Annotated in this window: 24 protein-coding genes and 2 pseudogenes; 11 read left to right on the top strand and 15 right to left on the bottom strand. The window is 70.9% G+C overall.

Features of this window, described 5'->3' with window-relative positions; all coding sequences use genetic code 11:
- Positions 1-10: 10 nt before the first annotated feature.
- Positions 11-3,385 carry a S8 family serine peptidase gene (locus tag IPT68_RS26905; protein WP_189700779.1) on the bottom strand — a complete coding sequence of 1,125 codons (3,375 nt, stop codon included), beginning with the start codon at positions 3,383-3,385 and terminating at the stop codon, positions 11-13.
- Positions 3,386-3,652: 267 nt separating this feature from the next.
- On the opposite strand from IPT68_RS26905, the gene IPT68_RS26900 reads away from it, so the two are divergent.
- Complete coding sequence (locus IPT68_RS26900; protein WP_189700780.1) at positions 3,653-4,636, top strand: helix-turn-helix transcriptional regulator; 984 nt, start codon at positions 3,653-3,655, stop codon at positions 4,634-4,636.
- Positions 4,637-4,860: 224 nt separating this feature from the next.
- Here IPT68_RS26900 and IPT68_RS26895 read toward each other — a convergent pair whose 3' ends face one another.
- The 8 genes from IPT68_RS26895 to IPT68_RS26860 form a co-directional block, all read right to left on the bottom strand.
- Positions 4,861-5,106, bottom strand: a complete 246-nt coding sequence (locus tag IPT68_RS26895; protein ID WP_189700781.1) for an IS3 family transposase — start codon at positions 5,104-5,106, stop codon at positions 4,861-4,863.
- Positions 5,107-5,185: 79 nt separating this feature from the next.
- Complete coding sequence (locus tag IPT68_RS26890; protein WP_189700782.1) at positions 5,186-5,638, bottom strand: bifunctional DNA primase/polymerase; 453 nt, start codon at positions 5,636-5,638, stop codon at positions 5,186-5,188.
- Positions 5,639-5,787: 149 nt separating this feature from the next.
- Complete coding sequence (locus IPT68_RS26885) at positions 5,788-7,215, bottom strand: NAD(P)/FAD-dependent oxidoreductase (protein ID WP_189700783.1); 1,428 nt, start codon at positions 7,213-7,215, stop codon at positions 5,788-5,790.
- Between the two features lie 23 nt (positions 7,216-7,238).
- Positions 7,239-8,039, bottom strand: a complete 801-nt coding sequence (locus tag IPT68_RS26880) for an ABC transporter permease (RefSeq protein WP_189700784.1) — start codon at positions 8,037-8,039, stop codon at positions 7,239-7,241.
- A complete protein-coding gene (locus IPT68_RS26875; RefSeq protein WP_189700785.1) occupies positions 8,040-8,966 on the bottom strand; it encodes an ABC transporter permease in 927 nt (308 codons plus the stop codon).
- Complete coding sequence (locus IPT68_RS26870) at positions 8,966-10,123, bottom strand: ABC transporter ATP-binding protein (RefSeq protein ID WP_373300710.1); 1,158 nt, start codon at positions 10,121-10,123, stop codon at positions 8,966-8,968. Before IPT68_RS26870 ends, IPT68_RS26875 begins: the two co-directional genes overlap by 1 nt.
- Positions 10,120-11,364 (bottom strand): ABC transporter substrate-binding protein, encoded by a 1,245-nt coding sequence (locus IPT68_RS26865; protein ID WP_189700786.1) that lies wholly within the window; start codon positions 11,362-11,364, stop codon positions 10,120-10,122. The genes IPT68_RS26870 and IPT68_RS26865 overlap by 4 nt, the downstream gene beginning before the upstream one ends.
- Before the next feature lie 53 nt (positions 11,365-11,417).
- Positions 11,418-12,953 carry a gamma-aminobutyraldehyde dehydrogenase gene (locus IPT68_RS26860; protein WP_189700787.1) on the bottom strand — a complete coding sequence of 512 codons (1,536 nt, stop codon included), beginning with the start codon at positions 12,951-12,953 and terminating at the stop codon, positions 11,418-11,420.
- Between the two features lie 211 nt (positions 12,954-13,164).
- Here IPT68_RS26860 and IPT68_RS26855 point away from each other — a divergent pair, with 211 nt between their 5' ends.
- Entirely contained in the window at positions 13,165-13,731 is a 567-nt protein-coding gene (locus tag IPT68_RS26855; RefSeq protein WP_189700788.1) for an NADAR family protein, read from the top strand.
- A gap of 282 nt (positions 13,732-14,013) precedes the next feature.
- Here IPT68_RS26855 and IPT68_RS34305 read toward each other — a convergent pair whose 3' ends face one another.
- Positions 14,014-15,009 carry a DUF4190 domain-containing protein gene (locus IPT68_RS34305; protein WP_228039916.1) on the bottom strand — a complete coding sequence of 332 codons (996 nt, stop codon included), beginning with the start codon at positions 15,007-15,009 and terminating at the stop codon, positions 14,014-14,016.
- 111 nt (positions 15,010-15,120) lie between these two features.
- Here IPT68_RS34305 and IPT68_RS26845 point away from each other — a divergent pair.
- Positions 15,121-16,292 (top strand): annotated as a pseudogene (locus IPT68_RS26845) (adenosine deaminase); the annotation flags it as partial.
- Between the two features lie 20 nt (positions 16,293-16,312).
- On the top strand, positions 16,313-17,071 hold the full coding sequence (locus IPT68_RS26840; RefSeq protein ID WP_189700789.1) for a glycerophosphodiester phosphodiesterase: 759 nt from the start codon (positions 16,313-16,315) through the stop codon (positions 17,069-17,071).
- A gap of 14 nt (positions 17,072-17,085) precedes the next feature.
- Here IPT68_RS26840 and ykgO read toward each other — a convergent pair whose 3' ends face one another.
- The 5 genes from ykgO to IPT68_RS26815 form a co-directional block, all read right to left on the bottom strand.
- Positions 17,086-17,208 (bottom strand): type B 50S ribosomal protein L36, encoded by a 123-nt coding sequence (gene ykgO / locus IPT68_RS26835; RefSeq protein WP_194074121.1) that lies wholly within the window; start codon positions 17,206-17,208, stop codon positions 17,086-17,088.
- A 35-nt stretch (positions 17,209-17,243) separates the two neighbouring features.
- Positions 17,244-17,504, bottom strand: coding sequence for a type B 50S ribosomal protein L31 (locus tag IPT68_RS26830; RefSeq protein ID WP_189700790.1), 261 nt, complete (start codon positions 17,502-17,504; stop codon positions 17,244-17,246).
- A 50-nt stretch (positions 17,505-17,554) separates the two neighbouring features.
- Positions 17,555-17,719: a 50S ribosomal protein L33 gene (rpmG, locus tag IPT68_RS26825; RefSeq protein ID WP_189700791.1), complete on the bottom strand. Its 165-nt coding sequence runs from the start codon at positions 17,717-17,719 to the stop codon at positions 17,555-17,557.
- A 211-nt stretch (positions 17,720-17,930) separates the two neighbouring features.
- Entirely contained in the window at positions 17,931-18,194 is a 264-nt protein-coding gene (locus IPT68_RS26820) for a DUF2630 family protein (protein ID WP_189700792.1), read from the bottom strand.
- Between the two features lie 473 nt (positions 18,195-18,667).
- Entirely contained in the window at positions 18,668-20,107 is a 1,440-nt protein-coding gene (locus IPT68_RS26815) for a gamma-aminobutyraldehyde dehydrogenase (RefSeq protein WP_189700793.1), read from the bottom strand.
- Positions 20,108-20,272: 165 nt separating this feature from the next.
- Here IPT68_RS26815 and IPT68_RS26810 point away from each other — a divergent pair, with 165 nt between their 5' ends.
- The 7 genes and pseudogenes from IPT68_RS26810 (at position 20,273) to IPT68_RS26780 (ending at position 26,865) form a co-directional block, all read left to right on the top strand.
- Positions 20,273-20,821: an Lrp/AsnC family transcriptional regulator gene (locus IPT68_RS26810; protein ID WP_189700794.1), complete on the top strand. Its 549-nt coding sequence runs from the start codon at positions 20,273-20,275 to the stop codon at positions 20,819-20,821.
- A 2-nt stretch (positions 20,822-20,823) separates the two neighbouring features.
- Positions 20,824-22,188 carry an aspartate aminotransferase family protein gene (locus tag IPT68_RS26805; RefSeq protein WP_189700795.1) on the top strand — a complete coding sequence of 455 codons (1,365 nt, stop codon included), beginning with the start codon at positions 20,824-20,826 and terminating at the stop codon, positions 22,186-22,188.
- Between the two features lie 223 nt (positions 22,189-22,411).
- Positions 22,412-23,152 carry an ABC transporter ATP-binding protein gene (locus tag IPT68_RS26800; protein WP_189700796.1) on the top strand — a complete coding sequence of 247 codons (741 nt, stop codon included), beginning with the start codon at positions 22,412-22,414 and terminating at the stop codon, positions 23,150-23,152.
- Positions 23,134-24,495: a hypothetical protein gene (locus IPT68_RS26795; RefSeq protein WP_189700797.1), complete on the top strand. Its 1,362-nt coding sequence runs from the start codon at positions 23,134-23,136 to the stop codon at positions 24,493-24,495. The genes IPT68_RS26800 and IPT68_RS26795 overlap by 19 nt, the downstream gene beginning before the upstream one ends.
- Positions 24,496-24,603: 108 nt before the next feature.
- Complete coding sequence (locus tag IPT68_RS26790) at positions 24,604-25,011, top strand: VOC family protein (protein ID WP_189700798.1); 408 nt, start codon at positions 24,604-24,606, stop codon at positions 25,009-25,011.
- A gap of 26 nt (positions 25,012-25,037) precedes the next feature.
- Positions 25,038-26,003 (top strand): annotated as a pseudogene (locus IPT68_RS26785) (LOG family protein).
- Between the two features lie 160 nt (positions 26,004-26,163).
- Entirely contained in the window at positions 26,164-26,865 is a 702-nt protein-coding gene (locus IPT68_RS26780; protein WP_189700799.1) for an LAETG motif-containing sortase-dependent surface protein, read from the top strand.
- Positions 26,866-26,950: the final 85 nt, after the last annotated feature.

The raw sequence follows: 26,950 nt of genomic DNA, 5'->3' as shown, positions 1-26,950 counted from the left end.
GCCGCGAGGGCTATCTCACCGTGAACTGCCCAGTGAGCGGCCCGAGTCGCAGGCGGTAGGTACCGACGGCATCGCGGCGCACGGTGAAGCTCACCAGGGCGTCCTGGTCCTCGCCGACCGTGACGGAGCGCTGCTGCTCGGGCTCCCCCGCCACCCTCAGTTCGGCCTCGTACGTCCCCTTCACGACGCCGACGTTCTTGACGTGTGCCGTCACCCGGACCGGTGCTCCGGGCCGCGCCTGGGACGGGCTCACCGTCAGGTCGCTCAGCGCGAAGAGCGGTTCGGGGCCGGGAGCCAGGTCGTGGACGAAGATGTCCGAGTGACCGTTGCTGTCCTGGGCCACGAGGTTGGCCGAGGTGCTCTCGAAGGCGACGGTGCGGCCGTCGCCGCTGAGGGATGGGAGGAACGAGAGGCCGTCACCCTCGGTGTCCTCCAGACCGCCCGAGATCCGGGTCGTGGTGCCGGCGGTCCGGTCGCGCACGAAGACGTCCGGCAGGCCGTTGGTGTCGCCCGCGCTGAGGTTGGCCGCGTAGCTGTAGAACGCGACCTTCGTGCCGTCCTCGCTGAGGGAGGGCGCGAAGGCCCAGTCGTCGGCCGTCTCACCACTGCCGGTGACGGAGACCTGCTCGATCTCTCCCGTCTTCAGATCGCTGACGTAGAGCTGCCAGCCTTGGGTGAAGGCGACCAGCTGTCCGTCGCCGCTGATGCTCGGTCCGGTGTTCTCGCCCTCGGGACCGACCAGGGTGGTGGTGCCCGTCACCCGGTCGCGGACGAAGACGTCGATGGCGCCGTCGGTGTCGCCGGGCACCAGGTCGCCCGCCGAGCTCTGGAAGGCGATGTACCGGCCGTCCGAACTGATCGACGGTTCACGGGAGTTTCCGCTCGCCGGGACGCCGGCCGGGGTCTGCGAGACGAGCACCGTCTCGCCGGTCTGCCGGTCGTGCAGGAAGACGTCGGTGGACTTGTTGGTGTCGCCGGACACCAGGTTGTCGGCATCGCTGATGAAGGTGGCGTAGCGTCCGTCGTCACTGAGCGAGGGCGCCGACGACAGGCCGTTGGCGCGGGTGCCGTCGGCGGCCACCGACACCACTTCCGTGGTGCCGGTCGACCGGTCGTGGACGAAGGCGTCCGTCTGCCCGTTGGTGTCGCCGGGCACCAGGTTGCCGGCACCGCTGTTGAATCCGACGTAGCGTCCGTCGCCACTCAGGGACGGGCTCAGCGAGAAGTCGTCACCCTGGGTGCCGTCGGAGGCGACCGACACCCTTTCGACGGTCCCCGCCTCCAGGTCGGAGACGAAGATGTCGAGCGTGCCGTTGGTGTCGCCGGGCACGAGGTTCGTGGCCAGGCTCGCGAAGGCGACGACCTGGCCGTCGTCATTCACGTCGGGCCACCAGGCGTCGCCGTCAAGCTGGCCGCCCTGGGCCGTGAGGGAGACGCGGTCGGTGGCGGAGGGGCGTGGCAGCTCCAGGTCGGCGTGCTTGACGGCAGCGGACCGGCCGCCCACGGTCACGGTCAGCGGCGTGGACCGGGAGATGCCGGGTGCGGTGGCCCGTACGTCGTAGGTGCCGACGGGCACATCGTGGATGGTGTAGCGGCCGTTGCGGTCCGTCACGGCGGTCAGCTCGTCGGGGACGTCCAGGACGGCGACGGTCGTGCCGGGCACCGTCGATTCGGTGGGTGCGTAGGTCACCGTGCCGCTGATGGTGCCCCAACGGGTGCGGGTCAGGCCCGGGTCCACGTCAATGTAGCGGTCGGCGACGACCTGCTGCCGGGTCGTCGTGGTCACGTATCCGAAGCGGGACAGCTTCAGTTCGCGCGTGCCGGGTGCGAGCCGGATCGAGAAATGGCCCTGTGCGTCGGTGGTCACCGCACGGCCGGTGTCGGTGCGGGTCACGGTGACGCCTGCGAGCGGCTTGCCGGACTTTCCGTCGGTGACCGTGCCCCGCACGCCGCTGCGCAGGGACGCCTCCGCCACCGCCGCGTCGGCGTCGATACGGCCGTGGCCGTGGCGGGAGTTGGGGCGCGCGCCGTAGCGGTCGTCGAAGAAGGAGGTGCCGGTGAGGATGGACAGGGCCTCCTCGGGGGAGAGGTCCGGATCAGCCTGGAGCATCAGGGCGACGGTGCCGGAGACATGCGGGGTGGCCATCGAAGTGCCGTCGAGCAGGCCGTATCCGCCGCCGGGCAGCGCCGACAGGACATTGACGCCGGGCGCGGAGACGTTCGGCACGACCCAGCTGTCGGGCCAGTCGGCTGGCGGGGCGCCCCAGCTGCTCTTCTCGACGACCTCGCCGCAGGAGAACTCGGCAACGTTGTCCTCCTCGTCGGTGGCGCCGACCGATACGGCGTCGTAGACGTTGCCCGGGCTCGCCGAGCCGTTGACGCACTCGTTGCCGATGGCGAAGGACGGGAAGGCGCCGGCGCGCAGAATGTTGCGGGTGGGCTCGATGAACTCGTCGGCGTAGCCCTCGGCTCCGAGCGACATGCTGACGACGTCCGCGGGCTGCCCGGCGGGGGTCCCGTCGGCCGCGTACGGGGCGACGGCCCACTGCATGCCGGCGAGCACCTGCGCCAGGCTGCCGCTGCCGTTGGGGATCACGACCGCGCCCATCAGGTCGACGTCGGGGGCGACACCGATCCGGGTGCCGGAGGCGGCGCCGCCGGCGATGGTGCCGGCGACATGGGTGCCGTGGTAGCTGGTGTCGTACGGTTCGGAGTGGGGTACGGGCTTTCCGTCCTTGTCGAACTCGATCCAGCCGCCGGGGTGGGTCGGGTCGTTCGCGTCGTCGCTGGTCAGCTTGCCCGCCAGGTCGGGGTGGCTCGCGTCGATACCGGTGTCGAGCACGGCGACGCGCACACCGTCACCGGTGAGGTTCCGCTCGCTGTGCACCTTGTCGGCGCCGACCCTGGCCAGGCCCCAGGTGGTCGGCTGCTCGGTGGCGGCGGCGACGGCCGAGGCGCTCTGGTCCACGGTCTCGGCGGGCGGCGCCTGGACGGTGAAGTTGGGGATGATGTGGTCGACAGCGGCGAGCCCCGCGAGTCGGCCGAGGGTGTCGGGCGTGGCCTTGACGAGCACCATGTTCTTCAGCCAGAACGTGTTGAGCACCTCGTCGTCCTGGGCCTCGACGAGGTCCACGACCGGCTCCTGGACCGACTCGACGGCGTCGCTCAGTTCGTCGCGTACCTCAGCGGGGGTGTCACCGAGGGCCGGGGCCGCAGTGGTCTGTCGGAGGACGACGGCCGCTTCGACGCGTCCCTCGCCGCGTGCCTCGACGGCGTTCATCCGTTTCAGCAGACTGGGATCGATCTTCGCTTCCGCGGCCGCCGGCAGGGACGGGTCGGCGGGGTCAGGGGTGCCCTGCGCCATTGCAGGGGTGGCTGTCAGCACGGTGGCGCATATGCCCAGGGCGGACAACATCCGTCTGTAACGGTGTTGTCCGCGCGGCGGACGGGCCGGGAGCGGCATAAGGGCACTCCTTCTGCGACGTTTGTTCACGTCGGGGGTTCGGGCTGATCACGTAATCGTTCGAACGCTGACATCCGCTTCGAGCCCCTGACAAGGTCAACCAGAGGCGACTTCCCGTCAGCTGACGGGAAAATGACAGGGACGCGGCACGCGGGAAGACCTGTGCGACGCGAGGAGAGGTGATGTGCGGTGCTGGAACCGATCGGCCTGGACGAGCGCGACGAGGCCGTCTACGACGCCCTGATCCGGCGGTCACGGGCCACGAGGGCCGAACTCGCCGCCGACTGCGGCCTCTCCGCGCAGGCGACGGGCCGCTCGCTGCGGACCCTGGTGGAACTGGGTCTCGCGCTGAGCGGGCCCGGCCGACCCGTCACCTACGTGGCGGTGTCGCCGGACAGCGGTCTTGAGGCCGTACTGCGCGAACGGGAGCGGGCGTTGGACGGTGTGCGCACCCATCTCTCCGCGCTGATGGCCGCGTATCGCGCCGGCAGCCGCTTCGCTCAGCCCGACCAACTCGTCCAGGTCATCTCCGGACGGGACGATGTCAACCGGAACTGGGTGGAGATGCAGCGGGCCTCGCGCACCCAGGTGCGGGGCTTCGACAGCCCACCGTATGCCGCAGCGGCCGGCCACTCCGAACCCAACAGCATCGAACTGGATTTGCTCCGGCGAGGCGTAAAGTACCGAGTGGTTTATGACAGTTCGGTGCTCGAACTGCCGGGTTGGCTGGACGACGTCACCGCCGGGATCCGACTGGGCGAACAAGCCCGGATCGCCACCGGCCTGCCGACGAAGCTGGCGATCTCCGACGACCGGGTGGCCATGCTCCCCCTGCTGCGGCCGGGCGACAACACGGTGACCGCCTCGTATGTCATCCATCCCTCGCCGCTGCTGGACGCACTGGTGGCGCTGTTCGAGACGACGTGGGAGCGCAGTGTACAGATACGGCCGTCGGCGGCCGTTTCCCTCAAGGACGGTTCGGCCCGACTGACCGAGGAGGAGACGAAGCTGCTGACACTGCTGTCGTCGGGCGCCACGGACAAGTCGGCGGGCCGGGCCCTGGGCTGGAGCGAACGCACTGTGCAGCGGCACATCACCAAGCTCATGCGCCGCGTCGGTGCGCAGACGCGTTTCCAGCTGGCGATGGAGGCGACGCGACAGGGCTGGATCTGACCGTGTGCCGCGTGAATAGTCCGGCGCTGCAGGTAGCAGCGGTGACGGTCGTCGGCTGAGACCATGACCGGGTGTTCGTGCGCCTGCCGTACAAGGTGACCCGGAAGTTGATCTCCCTGCCGTTGGTGCTACGAGCCAGCGGACCGGTTCTGGTTCGCAGCCCTGCCCGACTCATACCCTGAGGTTCCCCGTTGCGCGAGAGGTGCTGCTCGGCTGACGGGATTTCAGGTTCGCTTGTTTCGACGCGTCGTCTGCTCGGTGTAGTGCTTCTCCTCGAACTCGATGGGGCTGAGGAAGCCGAGCCGTTCCTGGACGCGCCGACTGCTGTAGAGGCCGTCGATGTACTCGAAGAGCGCCAGGTTCGCCTCGGCTCGCGGGGCGAAGACGCGGTCGCGGACACATTCGGCCTTGCTCAGCACCCACAGGTTCCCGGCCAGGGCGTTGTCGTACGAGTCGCCGACCGAGCCCATGGGTGCCCCTACCGCATAACGAAAAGGGGCCGCCCGGCCTACGGCCGGACAGCCCCTCACCAAGATCTTCATGGGCGTTCTAGCCGTCCTCCCGGGTCGCCAGGCCCGCCGCCGCCTCGTGCATCGCCAGCTCCAGCAGGGCCGGGTCCGTCAGCGTGCCCGAGCCGTCCGGCGGGACCAGCCAGCGCGTTCCGCCCGTCGAGCGGCCCGGGTACGGCACGACGATCCAGGTGCCGGCTCCCGCGGTGCGGATGCCCGTGCCGATCCAGCGGGACGCCGTGCCCGGCGGCACGAGGAAGCCCATCCGGGAGTCGCCGAAGTCGACCAGGACCGGGCCGAGCTGGTCGAGGATGCGGGTGAGGACGTCGAGCGTCGGGTAGCCGAGTTCGCTCGGCAGGATCAGCACGTCCCAGGCCCGGCCGGCGGGCAGCAGCGCGACCCCGAGGGGGTTGCGCTCCCATTCCCAGCGGCAGGCCTCGGGGTCCGGTGTGACGGATGCCAGCCACTCGACGGCCGTCTTCGCCCCTGTCATGAGGAAACCTCCCTCTCTGCGCGTGGACGCTGGTCGCGTCACGGGAGAGAGGGAGGTCCAGCCGGGGCATTACGCGGGTTCCTGCACCCGAGCGAAGTGAACCGGCTCACACGGTGCGGCGGCGCGCGGCGTGAACCGGCGGCCGCGTCTCAGCTGTCGAAGCCAAGGCCCAGCCGGTCCATGGCGCGCAGCCACAGGTTGCGCCGCCCGCCGTCGGCGTCGGCCCTGGCCAGCGACCACTTGGTGAGGGCGATGCCGGTCCACGCGAGTGGCTCCGGCGGGAACGGCAACGGCTTCTTGCGCACCATCTCCAGCTCGGTGCGCTCGGTCCGCTCCCCCGCCAGCAGATCCAGCATCACGTCGGCTCCGAAGCGGGTGGCGCCCACCCCGAGGCCCGTGTAGCCCGCCGTGTACGCGACCCTGCCGCCGTGCGCCGTGCCGAAGAACGCCGAGAAGCGCGAGCAGGTGTCGATGGCGCCGCCCCACGCGTGGGTGAAGCGGACGCCTTCCAGCTGCGGGAAGCAGGTGAAGAAGTGCCGGGCGAGCTTGGCGTAGGTCTCCGGGCGGTGGTCGTACTCGGCGCGCACCCGGCCGCCGTACGGGTAGATCGCGTCGTAGCCGCCCCACAGGACGCGGTTGTCGGCGGACAGCCGGAAGTAGTGGAACTGGTTGGCGCTGTCCCCGAGTCCCTGCCGGTTCTTCCAGCCGATGGCCCCGAGCTGCTCGGCGGTGAGCGGTTCGGTCATCAGGGCGTAGTCGTAGACCGGGACGGTGTACGGGCGGACGCGCCTGACGAGGCTGGGGAAGACGTTCGTGCCGAGCGCGACCTGGCGGGCGCGGATCCGGCCGTAGGGGGTGCGGACGGCCATGCCGGCGCCGTACGGCTTCAGCGTGAGGGCGGGGGTGTGCTCGTGGATGCGCACGCCGAGCCGGAGGCACGCCCGCTTCAGGCCCCAGGCGAGCTTGGCCGGGTGGAGCATGGCGACGCCCCGGCGGTCGTGCAGGCCGGCCCGGAACGTCGGGGAGTCGACCTGGTCCCGCACCGCGGCGGCGTCGAGGAACTCCACGCCGTCGGCGAGCCCCTGGCGTTCCATCTCCGCGTACCACTCGCGCAGTTCGCGAACCTGGTACTCCTCGGTCGCCACGTCGATCTCACCGGTGCGTTCGAACTCGCAGTCCAGGCCGTACCGGGCGACCGCCTCCTCGATGTCGTCGAGGTTGCGGGCGCCCAGCTCCTGCAGCTTGTGGATCTCGCCCGGCCAGCGGGCCAGGCCGTTGGCCGGGCCGTGCGTGAGGGAGGCGGCGCAGAAGCCGCCGTTGCGGCCCGAGGCGGCCCAGCCCACCTCGCGGCCTTCCAGCAGGACGACATCCCGCCGCGGGTCGCGCTCCTTGGCGTTGAGCGCGGTCCACAGTCCGCTGTACCCGCCGCCGACGACCAGCAGGTCGCAGGTCTCGGCGCCGGTGAGGGCGGGCTCGGGGTGGGGCTTGCCGGGGTCTTCCAGCCAGTACGGAACCGGCTGGGCTTCGGAGAGTGCTTTTGTGCAGTGATTGCCAGAGCTCATGGCGCTTGGGGCCATGATGTCAACTCCCTACGGGTGCGTCACGCCTTCTGGCGCTTGCGGCGGCTGCCGAGAACCATCGAGGCCAGGACGAACAGTACGGCGATGACGAACATGGCCGTACCGATGACATTGATCTGAACGGGCGTTCCGCGCTGTGCCGAGCCCCAGACGAACATGGGGAAGGTGACGGTCGAACCCGCGTTGAAATTGGTGATGATGAAGTCGTCGAAGGAGAGCGCGAAGGCGAGCAGCGCGCCCGCCGCGATTCCGGGGGCCGCGATCGGCAGCGTGACCCGGACGAAGGTCTGGAACGGACCGGCGTACAGGTCGCGCGCGGCCTCCTCCAGCTTCGGGTCCATCGACATCACACGCGCCTTGACGGCCGTCACGACGAAGCTGAGGCAGAACATGATGTGCGCGATGAGGATCGTCCAGAACCCCAGCTGCACGCCCATGTTGAGGAAGAGGGTCAGCAGCGAGGCCGCCATCACCACCTCGGGCATCGCCATGGGCAGGAAGATCAGCGAGTTGACCGCCCCCCGCGCGCGGAACCGGTACCGCACGAGGGCGAAGGCGATCATCGCGCCGAGGACCGTCGCGCCCAGCGTCGCCCAGAGCGCGATCTGGAGGCTGAGCGAGAGCGAGCCGCACAGGTCGGCGACCCCGCACGGATCGGTCCAGGCGGCCGTGGAGAATTCCTGCCACTCGTAGTTGAAACGGCCCTTCGGGTTGTTGAAGGAGAAGACCGTCACGACGACGTTCGGCAGCAGCAGGAATCCGAGCGTGAACAGCCCCGCGATGACGACGAGATGACGCTTGAGCCAATTGACGAAGGTCATTTAAACCAGATCCTCCGTGCCGGACTTGCGGATGTAGAGCGTCACCATGACGAGGATCGCGAACATCAGGATGAAGGACAGGGCCGCCGCCGTCGGATAGTCCAGAATCCGCAGGAACTGCGACTGGATGACGTTTCCGATCATGCGGGTGTCGGTGGAGCCGAGCAGATCGGCGTTCACGTAGTCACCGGCCGCCGGGATGAAGGTCAGCAGCGTGCCGGAGACGACACCCGGCATCGACAGCGGGAAGGTGACCTTCCGGAAGGTGGTGGACGGCTTCGCGTACAGGTCTCCCGCCGCCTCGTGCAGCCGGCTGTCGATGCGCTCCAGCGAGGTGTACAGCGGCAGGATCATGAACGGCAGGAAGTTGTACGTCAGACCGCACACGACCGCCAGCGGGGTGGCCAGCACCCGGTCGCCGGCGGTGATGCCGAGCCAGCTGGTGACGTCCAGGACGTGCAGCGTGTTGAGGGCGCCGACGACCGGGCCGCCGTCCGCGAGGATCGTCTTCCAGGCGAGGGTGCGGATCAGGAAGCTGGTGAAGAACGGCGCGATCACCAGGATCATGATCAGGTTCCGCCAGCGGCCCGCGCGGAACGCGATCAGGTACGCCAGCGGATAGCCCAGCAGCAGGCACAGGATCGTCGCGGAACCGGCGTACAGCACCGAGCGCAGGAACTGCGGCCAGTACTCGGACAGGGCGTTCCAGTAGGTGGCGAAGTGCCAGGTGACCTCGTAGCCCTCCTCCAGGGAGCCCGTCTGCACGGACGTGGAGGCCTGGTAGACCATCGGCAGTGCGAAGAAGACGACCAGCCACAGCAGGCCCGGCAGCAGCAGCCAGTACGGCGTGAGACGGCCGCGGCGGCGCGGCGGCTTCTTCGCCGGTGCGGGCGCGAGAGGCGGTGGCGCCTCGGTGAGCGTCGACATCAGGCGGCCTCCTCCTCGGTGCCCGCGTCGATGTCCTGCGCGGCGTCCAGGCCGAAGGTGTGGGCGGGGTTCCAGTGCAGGACGACGTCGGCACCGGGGACGAGGCGGCCGTCGCGCTCGACGTTCTGCACGTACACGGCGAGCTCGGAACAGACGGGGCTGTCGATGACGTACTGCGTGGAGACGCCGATGAAGCTGGCGTCGGCGATCGTGCCGGTGATCCGGTTGCGGCCCTCCGGGATCTCCCCGGCGTCGTCCGCGTGGACGAGGGAGATCTTCTCGGGGCGCACGCCGACCAGCACCTTGCCGCCGGTCGCCGTGGACGCCGAACAGCGCCCGACGGGGAGCGTGAGCTTGCCGCCGCCCGCCTTCAGGACGATCTCGTCGCCCGCCTTGGTGTCGACCTCGGCCTCGATCAGGTTCGAGGTGCCGAGGAAGTTGGCGACGAACGTGGTGCGCGGGTTCTCGTACAGCTCGGCGGGGGCGCCCAGTTGCTCGACGCGGCCCGCGTTCATCACGGCGACGCAGTCGGCCATGGTCATGGCCTCCTCCTGGTCGTGCGTGACGTGGATGAAGGTGATGCCGACCTCGGTCTGGATGCGCTTGAGCTCCAGTTGCATCTGCCGGCGCAGCTTCAGGTCCAGGGCGCCGAGGGGCTCGTCGAGGAGCAGCACCTTGGGGTGGTTGATCAGCGCGCGGGCGACGGCGACGCGCTGCTGCTGGCCGCCGGAGAGCTGGTGCGGCTTCTTGCGGGCCTGCTCGCCGAGCTGGACCAGGTCGAGCATCTCCTCGACCTGCTTCTTCACCGACTTGACGCCGCGTCGGCGCAGACCGAAGGCGACGTTCTCGAAGATGTCCAGGTGCGGGAAGAGGGCGTAGGACTGGAACACCGTGTTCACCGGCCGCTTGTACGGCGGCAGCGCGGTCACGTCCTGGTCGCCGAGCCGGACGGTGCCGGTCGTCGGTTCCTCCAGTCCCGCGATCATCCGCAGGGTGGTGGTCTTGCCGCAGCCCGACGCGCCGAGCAGGGCGAAGAAGGAGCCCTCCGGGACGGTCAGGTCCAGCGGGTGCACGGCGGTGAAGGAGCCGTAGGTCTTGCTGATTCCGGAGAGGCGGACGTCGCCGCCGCTGTCCTTCGTCGTCATCGTCGTCGTCACGCCCCTGTCAGCTTCGCGAACTTCTCTTCGTACGCCGTCTCTTCCTTCGAGCTCAGTGAGCGGAAGGCGTGAGACTTGGCGGCCATCTCCTTGTCGGGGAGGATCAGCGGGTTGTTCGCCGCGTCCTCGTCGAGCTTGGCGAGCTCCGCCTTCACCCCGTCGACCGGGCACACGTAGTTGATGTACGCGGCGAGCTGCGCGGCCGGCCCCGGCTCGTAGTAGAAGTCGATGAGCCGCTCGGCGTTGGTCTTGTGGCGCGCCTTGTTCGGCACCAGGAGGTTGTCCGTCGACGTCATGTAACCGCTGTCGGGGATGACGAAGTCGACGTCCGGGCTGTCCGCCTTGAGCTGGACGACGTCACCGGCCCAGGCGATACACGCCGCGAAGTCGCCCTTGGTGAGGTCCGAGGTGTAGTCGTTGCCGGTGAAGCGGCGGATCTGGCCCCGGTCGACGGCCTTCTGCATGCGGGCGATCGCGGCGTCGAAGTCGTCGTCGCTGAACTTGGCCGGGTCCTTGCCCATGTCCAGCAGCGTCATGCCGACGCTGTCGCGCATCTCCGACAGGAAGCCGACGCGCCCCTTGAGCTTGGGGTTGTCGAGCAGGTCGGAGACGGAGGTGACCTCGACGCCGTCCAGCGCCTTCTTGTTGTAGGCGATGACCGTGGAGATGCCCGTCCAGGGGTAGGAGTACGCCCGTCCCGGGTCCCAGTCGGGGCTGCGGAACTGCTGGGACAGGTTGGCGTACGCGGTCGGCAGGTTGGACGCGTCCAGTTTCTGCACCCAGCCGAAGCGGATGAGGCGCGCGGCGAGCCAGTCGGTCACGCAGATCAGGTCGCGGCCGGTGTCCTGGCCCGCCGCCAGCTGCGGCTTGATCTTGCCGAAGAACTCGACGTTGTCGTTGATGTCCTCGGTGTACTTGACCGTGATGCCGGTGCGCTTCCTGAACGCGTCGAGCGTCGGACGCTTCTTGCCGCTGTCGTCGACGTCCATGTACTCGGTCCAGTTGGAGAAGCTGACGGTCTTCTCCTTCGCCGAGTGGTCCTCGGACGACACTCCTGACGTCTGTGCCGCCGGGGGGATGCCGCAGGCGCTCAGGGTCCCCAGGCCGCCGACCGCGAGCGCGCCGCCGGCGGAGGCGCGCAACAGCGAACGGCGGGTGAGGGAGGCCCTGCCGCTGCGCAGGCTGCGCCGCATGGCGGCCACCTGGGCCGCGGACGGGCGGTCGGGCTCGTACTGCTCCATGCGCGTGGTGCCCTTTCGGGATGGGCGGCCGCGGGTCGGGCGGCCTGAGGTGGTTATCGGTCCCCGAAGATCGTGCGGTGCCAGTCCTTCCGGACGACCGCCGTATTATCGAACATAACGTGCTTGAGCTGCGTGTACTCATCGAACGAATACACGGACATGTCCTTGCCGAAGCCGGACTGCCGGTATCCGCCGTGCGGCATCTCGCTGATGATCGGGATGTGATCGTTCACCCACACGCAGCCCGCCTGGATCTCGCGGGTGGCGCGGTTCGCACGGTAGACGTCACGGCTCCAGGCGGAGGCCGCGAGACCGTACGGGGTGTCGTTGGCGAGCCGGATCCCTTCCTCGTCGGTGTCGAAGGGCAGGACGACGAGGACCGGTCCGAAGATCTCGGACTGGACGATCTCGCTGTCCTGGGGTGCGTCCGCGACGAGCGTGGGCCGGTAGTACGCGCCGTTGCCCAACTCGCCCCGGGGCGCCTCGCCGCCGGTGACCACGCGCGCGTAGGCACGCGCCCGGTCGACGAAACCGGCGACACGGTCCCGCTGCGCGTGCGAGATCAGCGGCCCGAGATCGGTGCCCGCCGCGAAGGGGTCGCCGAGGCGGACGGTCTCCATGAGGGCGGCGGTCCGCTCCACGAAGGCCTCGTAGAGAGGTCGCTGCACATACGCGCGCGTGGCGGCCGTGCAGTCCTGACCGGTGTTGATCAGCGCGCCCGCGACGGCGCCGTTGACGGCGGCGTCCAGGTCGGCGTCGTCGAACACCAAGAAGGGCGCCTTGCCGCCGAGTTCGAGGTGGAGCCGCTTGACGGTGGCGGTGGCGATCTCGGCGACGCGCCTGCCGACGGCGGTGGAGCCGGTGAAGGACGTCATCGCCACGTCCGGGTGTCCGACGAGGTGCTCGCCGGCCTCCTTGCCGGTGCCCGTGACGATGTTGACGACGCCGTCCGGGATCCCGGCGTCGGTGGCGGCCCGCGCGAACAGCAGGGAGGTCAGCGGGGTCAGCTCGGCGGGCTTGAGAACGATGGTGTTGCCCGCGGCGATCGCCGGGAGGATTTTCCACGCGGCCATCTGGAGGGGGTAGTTCCAGGGCGCGATGGAGCCGACCACGCCGACGGGCTCGCGGCGGACGTAGGAGGTGTGGTCGCCGGAGTACTCACCGGCCGACTGCCCCTGGAGGTGCCGTGCGGCGCCCGCGAAGAACGCGGTGTTGTCGACCGTGCCCGGCACGTCGAACTCGCGGGTCAGCTTCAACGGCTTGCCGCACTGCAGTGATTCGGCGCGGGCGAAGTCCTCCGCGCGCTCGGCGAGCACAACAGCGAAGCGGTGCAGAGCGTCGGAACGCTCACCGGGGGTGGCGCCGGCCCACGCCGGGAAGGCCTCGCGCGCCGCGGCGACGGCCGCGTCCACGTCGTCCGGGCCGGCCAGGTCGTAGGTGAACACCTCCTCACCGGTGGCCGGATCGACGACCGCGTGGGTCCGGCCCGAGGTGCCCTTCGTGAGGCGGCCCGCGACGTACTGCGCGCCGTCCGCGAAACGGTCCTGGGCGGGGAATCGTTCCGGGGTGCTGTTGCCCGGGTTGTGCATGTCGCTCTCCTCCGCCGTCTCCCCGCAGTCCCTCGGGGCGGGTGGCGTAGCTCCAGCTCGATTTGAGTGCCGATCCTGACAGAGGGGTGGTCGTCCAACAAGTGATTCCGTTGTTGCCTTTTGGTTAAGCGACGGAATCTGTCGACCAGGTGTCGAGTCGGCCTCGAAAAGGAGGGACGGAGTGTCAGTGGTGGCTGCCACACTCCCATGCATGGAGCAGATCGGTGGAGTGATCGATTCCCGGGAGGCGCTGGTCAGCGAGGTCCGGGCGGGCGCCCGCCCCCGGTATCTGCACTTCTGGGGGCACCGGCCGAGACCCGACGGGCGGGTGGGCGCGAACTGTCTGAGCCAGTGGTGGCCGTCGCCGTTCACCGTGGACGGGGTGGAGTACCCGACGGCGGAGCACTGGATGATGGCCGCCAAGGCGCGCCTGTTCGAGGACGCGGAGGCGGAGCGTCAGGTGCTGGCGGCCGGGCATCCCGCCGAGGCGAAGAAGGCGGGGCGGCTGGTACGCGGTTTCGACGGGACCGTCTGGGAGCGCGAGCGGTTCGGCATCGTGGTCGAGGGCAACGTCCACAAGTTCACCGCGCACACCGATCTGGGGCACTTCCTGCTGGGCACCGGGGAGCGGGTGCTGGTGGAGGCGAGTCCGGTGGACCCCGTGTGGGGCATCGGCCTGGCGGCGGACGACGAGGCGGCGACCGATCCTGAACGGTGGCGCGGCCTGAACCTGCTGGGGTTCGCACTGATGGTGGCGCGGGCACGGCTGCGGGGGTGAACCGCGGGCGAAATGACGGGGGTTGAACGAGGGCGGGCTCCGAGGTGCCTTGCGGCTGGGAGCCCGGGGTCAGGTGCGCCGCGCGCCGACGTGGGGCGAGGCGGGGCGCCGCTGCTCGTCGGTCGGCGGCGTGCCGCTGCAGGCGAGGCGGGGCGGCGTGCCGCTGCTCGTCGGTCGGCGCCTGGGGCTTGTCGGCGTCGAGGGAGATCGGCGCGACAGCGTTGAAGGCCGGGGGCGCCGAAGGGTTGCCCCCCGGGGGCCGGGCAGCACCCCGCGCCTCGCCTACCGCGCCATGATCACCAGCACGCCGAATCCGACGCCGAGAACCAGGCCGACGACACCGCAGATGATGCCGGCCAGGGCCTGCCCCGCGTTGGTGGCTTCGCCGCGGTTCGCCTTGGCCCGGCCGATGCCGCCGAAGATCACGCCCAGGATGCCGAGGAGGATCGCCACGGGCCAGAGACAGAAACCGGCGACCGAGATGATGCCGACCACCATGCCGGCGGTGCCGAGGCCGTTGCTCGGTTCGCCCTGGCCGCCCGGCCAGCCGTAGTACCCCGCGGCCCCGTGCGTGTGCTGAGCGGCGTACGCCGGCTGGGGCGGCGGGTAGCCGTAGCCGGCCGCAGGGTAGCCGTACGGGACCTGGCCCGGACCGTCGGGGGCGATGGGCGGGGGCGGGACGTCATGCGGGCCCCGGGCGGGCGGGGCGAACGGGTTGACCGCGGCGGGGTTCGGCGGCGGGAAGGAGGCGGGTGTGCCGGTCGAGGACGTGGCGGGGCCGGGCGGCGGGGCCGGGGCGGCCCACGGCGGGGAGGCGTCCGCGGCCGGGAAGGACGTGACCGTCTGCTGGTCGTGCACGGAAGGGGCCGGGGTGCCGGGGCCGCCCGACGACGCGATGGTGTCTCCGGGCCCCGCCGGCATGCGGTCGGCCGGAGCCACCCAGGGGTCGGGCTCGGGGCTGCCGCGATCCGCCGACCGCTTGTCCAGCGGGACCCGGGACGCGTCGGTGCCGCCCCGGGTGACGTCCTGTCCGACCTCGGGAATCGCACCGGCGTCCAGCGAGACCTCCGAGGTCACGGCAGCCGCGTCCTCGGGCCACCGCGGCGGCGTCCAGGCGCCACCGGCGGCAGGGGCACCGCCGTGCGCCGCATCGGCGGGCGGCGCACCACTCGCCGCCGCCCCGGGCACGCCATCCCCCGGCACGGCATCCCCCGGACCGGCGGCACCGGGCACGGCGTTGTTGTCCGGCGCGGCCGGCGTCTGCGCGTGGTCGGTCATCCGCGGGACCCCCTCTGTCGTACGTTCCGTCATGCTACGGCCCGTGCATGACCGCCCTGGTGCCGCCCTCCCCGGTTCCCGAAACCCGCTCCACTCGCCCCGCGAACCGCGGCCTACGATGATCCCGAGTCACCGATCAGCCGATCACCCGCGTCCCGCCGCCACCCGCGGCCCGGGCGCCGTTCCGGGGAGGAACCTTGACCGACCACGCCACCGCGTCCGCCGCACCCGCCATATCCGGCGTACCCGGCGCCCGCGACCCGCACGCCTTCATCGCCGGGCTGCCCAAGGCCGAACTGCACGTCCACCACGTCGGTTCCGCCTCTCCCCGGATCGTCGCCGAACTCGCCGCCCGCCACCCCGACTCCAAGGTCCCCACCGACCCCGAGGCCCTGGTCGACTACTTCACCTTCACGGACTTCGCCCACTTCATCGAGGTGTACCTGTCCGTCGTCGACCTCATCCGCACCCCGGAGGACGTCCGGCTGCTGACGTACGAGGTGGCCCGGGAGATGGCCCGCCAGCAGGTGCGGTACGCCGAGCTGACCGTCACGCCCTTCTCCTCCACCCGGCGCGGGATCGACGAGCAGGCGTTCATGGACGCGATCGAGGACGCCCGCAAGGCGGCCGAGGCGGACTTCGGCACCGTACTGCGCTGGTGCTTCGACATCCCCGGCGAGGCGGGCCTGGAGGCGGCCGAGGAGACGACGCGGCTGGCCACCGACGACCGGCTGCGCCCCGAGGGGCTGGTCTCCTTCGGGCTCGGCGGGCCCGAGATCGGCGTGCCCCGGCCGCAGTTCGCGCCGTACTTCGACCGGGCCACGGCCGCCGGACTGCGTTCCGTGCCGCACGCCGGTGAGACGACCGGCCCGCAGACGGTGTGGGACGCGCTGACGCATCTGCGCGCCGAGCGCATCGGGCACGGCACCAGTTCGGCGCAGGACCCGAAGCTGCTGGAGCACCTCGCCGAGCACCGGATCGCGCTGGAGGTGTGCCCGACCTCCAACATCGCCACCCGCGCCGTCCGCACGCTCGAGGAGCACCCCATCCGGGAGTTCGCGCGGGCCGGCGTCCTGGTGACCATCAACTCCGACGACCCGCCGATGTTCGGCACCGACCTCAACAGCGAGTACGCCGTCGCCGCCCGGCTGCTCGACCTCGACGAGCGAGGGCTTGCCGACCTCGCGAAGAACGCGGTGGAGGCGTCCTTCCTCGACCAGGCCGGCAAGGGGCGGATCAAGGAAGAGATCGACGCGTACACCGCGGCATGGCTCGCACGCTGACCGGCCACCACAATGGCTCCATGCCGAACGTGACCGCCGTGGCCCACCGCGGTGCCCCGTACCACTTCCGTGAGAACACGCTCGACTCGCTGCGGTCCGCGCTCCGACTGGGCGCGGACGCGGTGGAGGTCGACGTACGGCTGACGCGGGACGGTGTTCCGGTGCTGCTGCACGACGAGACGCTGAAGCGGTTGTGGGAGCACGACCGGCCGCTGCTGTCGCTGTCGGCCGACGAGGTGCGGGGGCTGACGGCGGGCCGGGTGCCGACGCTCGCGGAGGCGCTCACCGCGACCGACGGGCACCGGGTGATGCTCGACCTGCCGGGAACGCCCGACGTCCGGGCGGCGCGCCAAGTGGTGGACGTCGTGCGCCGGTGCGGGGCGGCGGACCGCGTGTACTACTGCGCCGGCGCCACCGCGATGCTCGCGGTACGGGCCGCCGACCCGGCCGCCGAGATCGCCCTCACCTGGACGACCCTGGCCCCGCCGCGCCCGGCCCTGCTCGACGCGGTGCGCCCGCGCTGGCTCAACTACCGCTTCGGCCTGGTGAGCCGCGATCTGTCCGCCCGCGTCCACAAGGACGGCTACCTGCTGTCCGTGTGGACCGCCGACACCCGCCGCACGATGCGCCGCCTGCTCGCCCTGGGCGTCGACTCGATCACCACCAACCGCATCGAGACCCTGTGCGGCCTGCGCACCACCCGGCAACCCGTCGTCCGACGCGAACATGCACGCCGGCCCGGCACCCGCGCTGTCGCGGATGCCGGGCCGGAGGTGTGATGGACGCGGACGCGTCAGCCCTGGCGAGCCTTGAAGCGCGGGTCCCTCTTGTTGATCACGAAGGTCACTCCCCGCCGGCGCACCACCTGGGCGCCGGGCTTGGCCTTCAGCGAGCGCAGTGACTTGCGCACCTTCATCATGGTCTCCTAACGAAGATCGCCGGGTCCGCCGGTCAGGGGCGGGCGGCGGCGGTACGGCCGTAGCGCCGCTCGAAGCGCTCCACGCGGCCGGCGGTGTCCAGGACGCGCGAGGTGCCGGTGTAGAAGGGGTGGCTCGCCGACGAGATCTCCACGTCGACGACCGGGTAGGTGTGTCCGTCCTTCCACTCGACCGTGCTCCGCGAGTCGAGGGTGGAGCGGCTGAGCAGGGCGAACCCCGCGGCGCGGTCGCGGAAGACGACCGGGCGGGAGACGGGGTGGATGCCGGGCCTCATGAGATGTCCTTTCCTCGAGGCCTTCGCCGTGGGGCGGCGAGAGGCGGGCGTCAGCGTTCCTCGCGGAAGAGGACGTGAGCGCCGGCGACCGGGTCGTACTTGCGCAGGACCAGCCGGTCGGGGTCGTTCAGACGGTTCTTGCGGGTCACGTAGGTGACTCCGGTGCCGGCCGTCGACTTCAGGCGGACGACGGGGCGTGCGGTGCTGCGTGCCATGGGGGGCTCCTTTCACCGACATGCGAGCCGCTTGGCTCGAACATGTCAGACGTTCCCCTCAACAACAGGTCCCCCTGCCGCATTCCCGGCGACGCCCGTCCCGGTTTTTCGTCGCGCAGAACACGTGGCGCGGGGCAGATGCCTCGGAGCGGGTGACTCAGGCCGGATGGATCAAAGCAGCTGGCTCAGGGCACAGGTCGGCGCGGGTGGCTCAGGTCAGATAGCCCTTCACCTGCGACGCCGGGCGCACCTCGGCCTCGCCGGGGTCCTGCCCCGCCGCGAGCCTGGCCCGGCGCTGCCGCAGCAGGTCCCAGCACTGGTCGAGCTCGGTCTCGATGCGCGCCAGGCGGGCCTGCTCCGCCGACCGGTCGGTGCCCTCCTCCGCCAGGTGGTCCCGCAGGTCCCTCTCCTGGCTGATCATCTCCGTGATGCGGCCGAGAATCGCCCTCTCGGCCGCGGCGTCGGGTTCCGTCATGGCTGCCTCGCTCCCGGCCCGCGCGTTCGTCTCCTCTTCAGCCTCCCCCCGCCGCGGGCACGCCGCACGCGCCGGAGGCGGCGATCACGACTCCACCGCCGCGTTCCCCCGCCTCGCGCGGACTCCGCCCGCCCTTCCGCCGCGATGTCCCGGGCGACGCGCCACCGCGAGACGCCCGCACGTCGCGCCGCATCCCGCCGGGACGAGGCGAAGGAACAGGGACGCTGCGCCGCGCCCTTCCGCGCAGCCCGGACACCCGCTCGCCCGCCTCCCGGCACCCGCCGGACGGACCACGGCCCCGGACGGAGGGTCCGTCCTCCGTCCGGGGCCGAGCCTCTGTGAGGCCTCACGCGTGATCGATGCCGTGCGGGGCGGTGCCGTGCGGGGCGGTGTCGATGCGCGGCTCCGCCGCGTGGGCGCGCCCGGCCACCACGGACCCGCTGGGCCCACGGCCCCCTCCCCCGAGCGGAGCGCTACGCCTCCAGCGACGTCATCACGTGCTTGATCCGGGTGTAGTCGTCGAAGCCGTACGCCGACAGGTCCTTGCCGTAGCCGGACTTCTTGAAGCCGCCGTGCGGCATCTCGGCGACCAGCGGGATGTGGGTGTTGATCCACACGCAGCCGAAGTCGAGCTTCTTGGACATGCGCATCGCGCGGCCGTGGTCCTTGGTCCACACGGAGGACGCGAGGGCGTACTCGACGCCGTTGGCGTACTCGACCGCCTGGTCCTCGTCGCGGAAGGACTGGACGGTGATGACCGGGCCGAAGACCTCGTTCTGGACGATCTCGTCGTCCTGCTTCAAGCCGGAGACGACGGTCGGGGCGTAGAAGTAGCCCTTGTCGCCGACCTGGTGACCGCCGGCCTCCACCTTGGCGTGCGCGGGCAGCCGCTCGATGAAACCGGCGACCTGCTTGAGCTGGTTGGGGTTGTTCAGCGGGCCGTACAGCACGTCCTCGTCGTCCGGCAGGCCGGTCTTGGTGTCGGCGGCGGCCTTGGCGAGGGCCTGCACGAACTCGTCGTGGATCGCCTCGTGCACCAGCACGCGGGTGGCCGCCGTGCAGTCCTGCCCGGCGTTGAAGAAACCGGCCACGGAGATGTCCTCGACGGCCTTGGCGATGTCGGTGTCGTCGAAGACGACGACCGGCGCCTTGCCGCCCAGCTCCAGGTGGACCCGCTTGACGTCCTTGGCCGCGGACTCGGCGACCGACATGCCGGCGCGCACCGAGCCGGTGATGGAGGCCATCGCCGGGACGGGGTGCTCGACCATCATGCGGCCGGTCTCGCGGTCACCGCAGATGACGTTGAAGACGCCCTTGGGCAGGATCTCACCGAGGATCTCCGCGATCAGCACGGTGGAGGCGGGGGTGGTGTCGGACGGCTTCAGCACGACCGTGTTGCCGGCCGCGATCGCCGGGGCGAACTTCCACACGGCCATCATCATCGGGTAGTTCCACGGCGCGACCTGCGCGCAGACGCCGACCGGCTCACGGCGGACGATCGAGGTCAGCCCGTCCATGTACTCACCGGCGGAGCGGCCCTCCAGCATCCGGGCCGCACCCGCGAAGAAGCGGATCTGGTCGACCATCGGCGGGATCTCCTCGGAGCGGGTCAGCCCGACCGGCTTGCCCGTGTTCTCCACCTCGGCCGCGATCAGTTCCTCGGCGCGCGCCTCGAACGCGTCCGCGATCTTCAGGAGGGCCTTCTGCCGCTCGGCCGGGGTGGTATCGCGCCACGCCGGGAACGCGGCCTCGGCGGCCGCCATGGCGGCGTCGACGTCGGCCTGCCCGGACAGCGGCGCGGTGGCGTACGCCTCGCCGGTCGCCGGGTTCACCACCTCGGTGGTCCGTCCGTCGGCGGCGTCCCGGAACTCTCCGTCGATGTAGTTGCGCAGACGACGCAGCTCGGTGCTCACTGCCGGCCCTCCAGGTTCGGGTGTCCCATCACTGAGACACCCACCCTAATCGGTAGTCCCACGGTTTCAACACCCCCTGCCGCGCCGAATCTGCGATATCCGCAAGATTCGAACGCGCAAACAACGAATTTCATCGATGCGGCCTTGCGAAACTATCGAGACGTCGTGCAGAGTGAGCTCGTGGCCAGTCGAAGCGCAGACCAGAGGACCTCGCGGGGTCTCCGCGAGTCCTTTCGTGAGTCCTCCCGCGAGTCCAGGACCGGGAGCCCCCAGCTGGACGCCGTCTCCCTCGCGATCATCGAGCAGCTCCAGGAGGACGGCCGTCGGCCGTACGCCGCCATCGGCAAGGCCGTCGGCCTGTCCGAGGCGGCGGTGCGCCAGCGGGTGCAGAAGCTGCTCGACCAGGGCGTGATGCAGATCGTCGCCGTCACGGACCCGCTCACCGTGGGATTCCGCCGGCAGGCGATGGTCGGGATCACCGTCGAGGGCGACACGGAGGACGTGGCCGACGCACTGACCGGCATGTCGGAAGTCGAGTACGTGGTGATGACCGCGGGCTCGTTCGACATCCTCGCCGAGATCGTCTGCGAGGACGACGACCACCTGCTGGACGTCATCAACAAACGCATCCGGGCCCTGCCCGGCGTGCGCTCCACCGAGAGCTTCGTCTACCTCAAGCTCAAGAAGCAGACCTACATGTGGGGAACCCGATAACCGTGAGCACCAAGGACCTCAGCAAATCCGCGTACGACCACCTGTGGATGCACTTCACCCGCATGTCCTCGTACGAGAACGCCCCCGTACCGACGATCGTGCGCGGCGAGGGCACCTACATCTACGACGACAAGGGCAAGCGCTACCTCGACGGTCTTGCGGGTCTGTTCGTGGTCCAGGCCGGTCACGGCCGCACGGAGCTCGCCGAGACGGCGTTCAAGCAGGCCCAGGAGCTGGCCTTCTTCCCGGTGTGGTCCTACGCCCACCCCAAGGCCGTCGAGCTGGCCGAGCGCCTCGCCGACTACGCGCCGGGCGATCTGAACAAGGTCTTCTTCACCACCGGCGGCGGCGAGGCCGTCGAGACCGCCTGGAAGCTCGCCAAGCAGTACTTCAAGCTCCAGGGAAAGCCGACCAAGTACAAGGTCATCTCCCGCGCCGTCGCGTACCACGGCACCCCGCAGGGCGCCCTGTCCATCACCGGCCTGCCGGCGCTGAAGGCCCCCTTCGAGCCGCTCGTCCCGGGCGCGCACAAGGTCCCGAACACCAACATCTACCGCGCCCCGATCCACGGCGACGACCCCGAGGCCTTCGGCCGGTGGGCCGCCGACCAGATCGAGCAGCAGATCCTCTTCGAGGGCCCGGAGACGGTCGCCGCGGTCTTCCTGGAGCCGGTGCAGAACGCCGGCGGCTGCTTCCCGCCGCCGCCCGGCTACTTCCAGCGGGTGCGCGAGATCTGTGACCAGTACGACGTGCTGCTCGTGTCGGACGAGGTCATCTGCGCCTTCGGCCGCCTCGGCACGATCTTCGCCTGCGACAAGTTCGGCTTCGTCCCGGACATGATCACCTGCGCCAAGGGCATGACCTCGGGCTACTCCCCGATCGGCGCCTGCATCGTCTCGGACCGCATCGCGGAGCCGTTCTACCAGGGCGACAACACCTTCCTGCACGGCTACACCTTCGGCGGCCACCCGGTCTCCGCGGCCGTGGGCCTCGCCAACCTCGACCTGTTCGAGCGCGAGAACCTCACCCAGCACGTGCTGGACCACGAGAGCGCCTTCCTCCAGACCCTGCAGAAGCTGCACGACCTGCCGATCGTCGGCGACGTCCGCGGCAACGGCTTCTTCTACGGCATCGAGCTGGTGAAGGACAAGGCCACCAAGGAGTCCTTCAACGAGGAGGAGACCGAGCGCGTCCTGTACGGCTTCCTGTCCAAGGCGCTGTTCGACAACGGCCTGTACTGCCGCGCCGACGACCGCGGCGACCCGGTCGTCCAGCTCGCGCCGCCGCTGATCTCCAACCAGGAGACCTTCGACGAGATCGAGCAGATCCTGCGGGCCACGCTGACGGAGGCGTGGTCGAAGCTGTGATGAGCCGACGCGGTGATCGGCTGACGCGGTGATCTTCCTTCGGGATGATCGGCAACGGCCCCGGCGCCGTCCGTTCGAGTGAGAACGGCGGCCCGGGGCCGTGTGCTGTCAGGGAGCCCGGCGACCGCTGCCTAGCGTGCCCAGTGACCGATCGGCCCAGCCTTCGTTCCCCCGCACGAGGGACCTGGCAGGCACATACGGATCCGAACTGAGGTGTACGCCCATGGTGGCTCCGCCGGACAACGACGTCCTCTGGGCACGCGCCCTGCACTTCCAGCACCCCGACGGCTCCCCCGGCCTCTCAGGCGTCTCGCTGGGTGTGAGGGAGGCCGAGATCCTCGCCGTCTCCGGCCCGCGCGGCAGCGGCAAGAGCACGCTGCTGGCCTGCCTGTCCGGCCTGGTGCGCCCCGCCGACGGCGAGGTCTGGTTCAACAGCGTGCCCGTGCACACCATGCGCCCCGCCGCCCGGGAACGGCTGCGCCGCGACCGGTTCGCCTGGATCGACCCCGCCCCCGTGCTCGTACCGGAGCTGAACGCCTGGGAGAACGCCGCGCTCCCGCTGATGCTGCGCGGCACCAGCCGACGGCGCGCCAAGACGGTCGCCCTGGAATGGCTGGACCGCCTCGATGTCGGCGAGTGCGCCGGCAGGCGCCCGCGCGAACTGCGTCAGGCCGAGCGGCAGCGGGTGTGCATCGCCCGCGCGCTGGCCCCCGCGCCGACGGTCCTCTTCGCCGACGAACCCACCGCCCCGCTGCACCACGCCGACCGCGGGCACGTGCTGCGCACCCTCACCACGGCGGCCCGCTCGCACGGCATCACGGTGGTCCTCGCCACCCACGACCCGGCGACCGCGGCCCTCGCCGACCGCACGGTCTCCCTGCTGGACGGACGGTGCGTCACCACCGTGCACCTGCCGCCGGTCACCGAGTCGGAAGGCCGGGCCGCGTGCTCGCTCTCCGCCTGACCCGCAGCGCCCACCCGGCCGTCCAGCTGCGCCGCCTGCTCGTCGCGGCGGCGTCGGCCGGTACGGGCTTCCTGCTGCTGTGCACCCTCGGCTACGCGCTGAGCCACCCGGACGATCCCTCCGCCGCCGTGCTCCGCCTCGTCTGGTGCGCGGTCCCCCTGGCCGCCACGGTCCACTTCGCCGTCGCCGTCGCCCGTACCGACCCCGGCACCCGGCCCCGCCCGGGCCTGTCGGCGATCGGCCTGGGCCCGGCCCGTCTGATGACGATCTCGGCCACGACCACGGCCCTGTCGACCACCCTCGGCTCGATGCTGGCCCTGCTGTTCTTCCTCCACCTCCGCGGCGACCTCACCGGCATGCCCTTCGACGGGGCGGCGACCCAGTTCCTCGCGGCGGACCGGTCCCTGCCGGTCCCGGCGGCGCTCACCCTGCTGTCCCTGGTCCCGGCAGCCGCGTCCCTGTCGGTGGCGGTGGTGCTGCGCCCGCGCGAGACGGGCCCGGCACGGGCACGGGGCGCGCGGAGGGCGTTCGGCCGCTTCGGGGCGTACGGGCGCGGAGCGGCGCGCGAGACGTTCGGGGCGTACGGGCGTTTCGGCGCGCATCTGAGGCGGGGGGCCGCCGACGGCGAGCCGCGGGCGAAGCCCGCAGCGGCGGACACCGCCGACGCCCCGCAGGCGCCGGGCGGCGCACCCGACCTCCTCACACCCGCTCCGGGCGCCCCCGGAAACGACGGCAAGCGCCTCGACGCCACCGCCGCCCTCCCCTGGGGCATCTCCGTCCTCGCCGCCGGCCTCGCCGTGGAGGCCTACGCCGACCGCACCACGGCCACCGCCGACATGCCCGGCGGCCTGACCAGCGGCCCCGTGGGCGTCCTCCTCGGCTGGCTCCTCACCGCCGTCGGCCTCGCCCTCACCGGCCCCGGCCTCACCCATCTGTGCGGCCACCTCCTGCAGATCGTCCGGCCCGGCGCCCTCCGCCTTCTGGCCGGCCGCGTGCTGATGGAGGAGTCCTCCCGCATCGGACGGCCCCTCGGCATCGTCTGCGCCGTCGCATCCGCCGCCTACGCCATGGCCACGCTGCAGAACCCCGACGGCCCCACCCTCGGCCCCCTCACCACCCTCGGCGCACTCCTCGTCGCGGGCTGCACCCTCGCCACCCTGCTCACCACCGCCGTCGAGGCCAAGCACGCCCGCGCCGACACCACCGCCGCCCTGCTCCGGCTCGGCGCCCCGGTGACGATGCTGCGCGCCGCCGCCGCGCTCCGCGCCGCCACCCTGGTCGCGATGTTCGCCCCGCTGACCCTGGCCGTCGCCGCGCTCGCCGCGCAGCCGCTCGCCCGTTGAGGCGCGCGCGGAAACCCGTACGAAAAAAGTCCCCGGCCGACGATGAGTTCCGCGCCGGCCCCGGGTCTACCCCACCGAACGGCACGACACCGATGGGAGAGACCGCGGATGTACCAGCAGATGATCTTCGTGAACCTGCCCGTGAACGACCTCGACGCCTCGAAGAAGTTCTTCACGGAGCTCGGTTACGCGATCAACGCCCAGTTCAGCGACGAGACCGCCGCCTCGGTCATGATCAGCGACACGATCGTGGCCATGCTGCTCACCAAGCAGAAGTACGGCGAGTTCACGAAGAAGGAGATCGTGGACGCCACGAAGTCCAGCGAGGTGCTGCTGTGCCTGAGCGCGGAGAGCCGCGCGAAGGTCGACGAGCTGGTGGAGAAGGCGATCTCGGCCGGTGGCTCCGCCTCCGGCGAGACCCAGGACCACGGCTTCATGTACGGCCGCGCCTTCGACGACCTGGACGGCCACACCTGGGAAGTCGTGTGGATGGACCCGGCGGCCGTCGAGGGCTGAGCGACACGCGCCCCCAGCATGGGCGGGTGCATCCCACACCACCCGCCCACGCCACCCACACCGCCTCGCACGACCGCGAGATCGAGTCCCTCACCGAGTTCGACGAGGTCGTCGCCGCCCACGGCACCTGGCCCGATTCCGCGTCCGGACCGTCGATCTGACGGCCCGGACGGACGCGCTGCTCTCCACCGACGTCACCGGCGCCGTCTTCCTCGGCTGCCCCATGACGGACGACGCGGCCGGCCGGGTCGCCGCCGCAGGCGCCCTGGTCTTCCCACCGGTACCGGACCTGCCCTTCGACCCGTACCGCGGCTTCGTCCACACCCCGGACGAGCTGTTCGACGGTCTGGAGAAGGGGTATAGGCGACGCCGGACGCCCTGTCCTACGCGTGGTTCCAGCAGACCATGGCCGATGGCGACGTCTTCGCGTCGATGCTGCGCGCCGTGCACGACGACGCCGTCTCCGACGCGCTGGACGAACTACTCGCCGCGCCCGCGTGGTGGGCGATGGGGGTACCGCCCGCGCGAGCGTATTCGAGCGTGGGGGACGGCGAACACGCGATGGCCCGCGGGACGGACGCGTACGCGGGTGCAGCGCGCCTGGGAGTCGGCTCGCGCCGGGTTCACCGTCGCGACCGGCGGCGGCCCCGGAGCGATGGAGGCGGCGAACCTCGGCACGTACGCGGCCAAGTACTTCGACAACGCCACCCGCGGGGACGGCCTGTTGGCCCGCTGCACCTCCGGCGTGGTGTTCCTGCCGGGCGCCGCCGGGACCGTACAGGAGATGTTCGACAACGCGACGCCGAGCTGCTACGAGTCCCGCGGCGAGCCCACCCCGATGGTGCTGGTGAACCGGCGCGCACTGGACGGACCGGCTCCCGGCCTGGCCGCTGCTTCGATCGCCGGCCCGCGAGCGGTCGATGGAGGCGCGCATCGCCCTGGTCGACCGGACCGAGGAGGCTCCGGCGGCGTTGAAACGTCTCGGCGATTAATAAGCGGGCAAAGCCAACGCCCAGGATGCGCCTGCGGATTGACACTGCTTATGGAGCGCTTATAGACCTGTGAGCCTCCTGGGGGCGCTGGGGCCACGGCCGCGCTGTTGTCCCAACTCCCCCTCAACCCCCCGCAATTGCGCATCCATGAAGGACAAACGTGTCCATACATCGCCGTAACGCACGTCGTTCCGTGCGCGTCCTCGGTGTCACCGCGGCCTCCGCCGCGCTCGCGCTCGGAGTCGCGGGCAACGCCCTCGCCTGCGACATCAGTGAGTTCTCCGCCGCGGCGGAGTGCGACGGTACGAAGGGCGTCATCACGGTCACCGACAAGGACCCGACCGGGACCCCGGCGACCGTCAAGGTCTACCTGGAGAACAACGGCGCCGACGAGCGTCTCGTCGGCAGCCAGGTGGTCAAGGGCTCGCGCGAGGGTGTCACGATCACCTTCGCCGAGGACTGGAAGCCGCTGGCGACGTACCGCATCCACGTCAAGGCCGGCAATCAGGTCGACGAGGACATCAAGCCCAACCTGGTCACCCCGGCCACGGCCTGCACCACCGAGGAGACCGCGACGCCCACCCCGCCCCCGTCGGAGACGACGCCGCAGCCGTCGGACACTCCCACCGCCCCGGCCGAGTCCGGCACACCGGCCGCGCCGCCCTCCGAGGACGACAGCACCCCGCCCGCGGACACCGCGAGCAACGCCCCGTCACCCGCGGTCGGTGACTCCCACCTTGCCGAGACCGGCGCCGACTCCAGCACCGGGCTGATCGCCGGCATCGCCGCGACCCTGCTCGTCGTGGGCGGCGGCGCGGTGTTCTTCGGCATGCGCCGTCGCGGGGCGAGCAGCGACCGCTGACCCCTGCGCACGGTGTGCGCGACGCCGGCCCGTCCCCTCGCCCGGGGGCGGGCCACCCGCCGTACCTGGTGGGTGATCGCGTCGC

The organism is Streptomyces chromofuscus (genome assembly GCF_015160875.1).
GTDB classification, from domain to species: Bacteria; Actinomycetota; Actinomycetes; order Streptomycetales; family Streptomycetaceae; genus Streptomyces; species Streptomyces chromofuscus.
This window is presented reverse-complemented; position numbering and strand designations above follow the sequence as displayed.

Coding starts and splice junctions, on each gene's coding strand:
- IPT68_RS26880 (WP_189700784.1), bottom strand. CDS start 8,039: ATGACCTTCGTCAATTGGCTCAAGCGTCATCTCGTCGTCATCGCGGGG.
- rpmG (WP_189700791.1), bottom strand. CDS start 17,719: ATGGCACGCAGCACCGCACGCCCCGTCGTCCGCCTGAAGTCGACGGCC.
- IPT68_RS26890 (WP_189700782.1), bottom strand. CDS start 5,638: ATGACAGGGGCGAAGACGGCCGTCGAGTGGCTGGCATCCGTCACACCG.
- IPT68_RS26895 (WP_189700781.1), bottom strand. CDS start 5,106: ATGGGCTCGGTCGGCGACTCGTACGACAACGCCCTGGCCGGGAACCTG.
- IPT68_RS26865 (WP_189700786.1), bottom strand. CDS start 11,364: ATGGAGCAGTACGAGCCCGACCGCCCGTCCGCGGCCCAGGTGGCCGCC.
- IPT68_RS26885 (WP_189700783.1), bottom strand. CDS start 7,215: ATGGCCCCAAGCGCCATGAGCTCTGGCAATCACTGCACAAAAGCACTC.
- IPT68_RS26840 (WP_189700789.1), top strand. CDS start 16,313: ATGCCGAACGTGACCGCCGTGGCCCACCGCGGTGCCCCGTACCACTTC.
- IPT68_RS26790 (WP_189700798.1), top strand. CDS start 24,604: ATGTACCAGCAGATGATCTTCGTGAACCTGCCCGTGAACGACCTCGAC.
- IPT68_RS26855 (WP_189700788.1), top strand. CDS start 13,165: ATGGAGCAGATCGGTGGAGTGATCGATTCCCGGGAGGCGCTGGTCAGC.
- IPT68_RS26875 (WP_189700785.1), bottom strand. CDS start 8,966: ATGTCGACGCTCACCGAGGCGCCACCGCCTCTCGCGCCCGCACCGGCG.
- IPT68_RS26860 (WP_189700787.1), bottom strand. CDS start 12,953: ATGCACAACCCGGGCAACAGCACCCCGGAACGATTCCCCGCCCAGGAC.
- IPT68_RS26820 (WP_189700792.1), bottom strand. CDS start 18,194: ATGACGGAACCCGACGCCGCGGCCGAGAGGGCGATTCTCGGCCGCATC.
- IPT68_RS34305 (WP_228039916.1), bottom strand. CDS start 15,009: ATGACCGACCACGCGCAGACGCCGGCCGCGCCGGACAACAACGCCGTG.
- IPT68_RS26830 (WP_189700790.1), bottom strand. CDS start 17,504: ATGAGGCCCGGCATCCACCCCGTCTCCCGCCCGGTCGTCTTCCGCGAC.
- IPT68_RS26800 (WP_189700796.1), top strand. CDS start 22,412: ATGGTGGCTCCGCCGGACAACGACGTCCTCTGGGCACGCGCCCTGCAC.
- ykgO (WP_194074121.1), bottom strand. CDS start 17,208: ATGAAGGTGCGCAAGTCACTGCGCTCGCTGAAGGCCAAGCCCGGCGCC.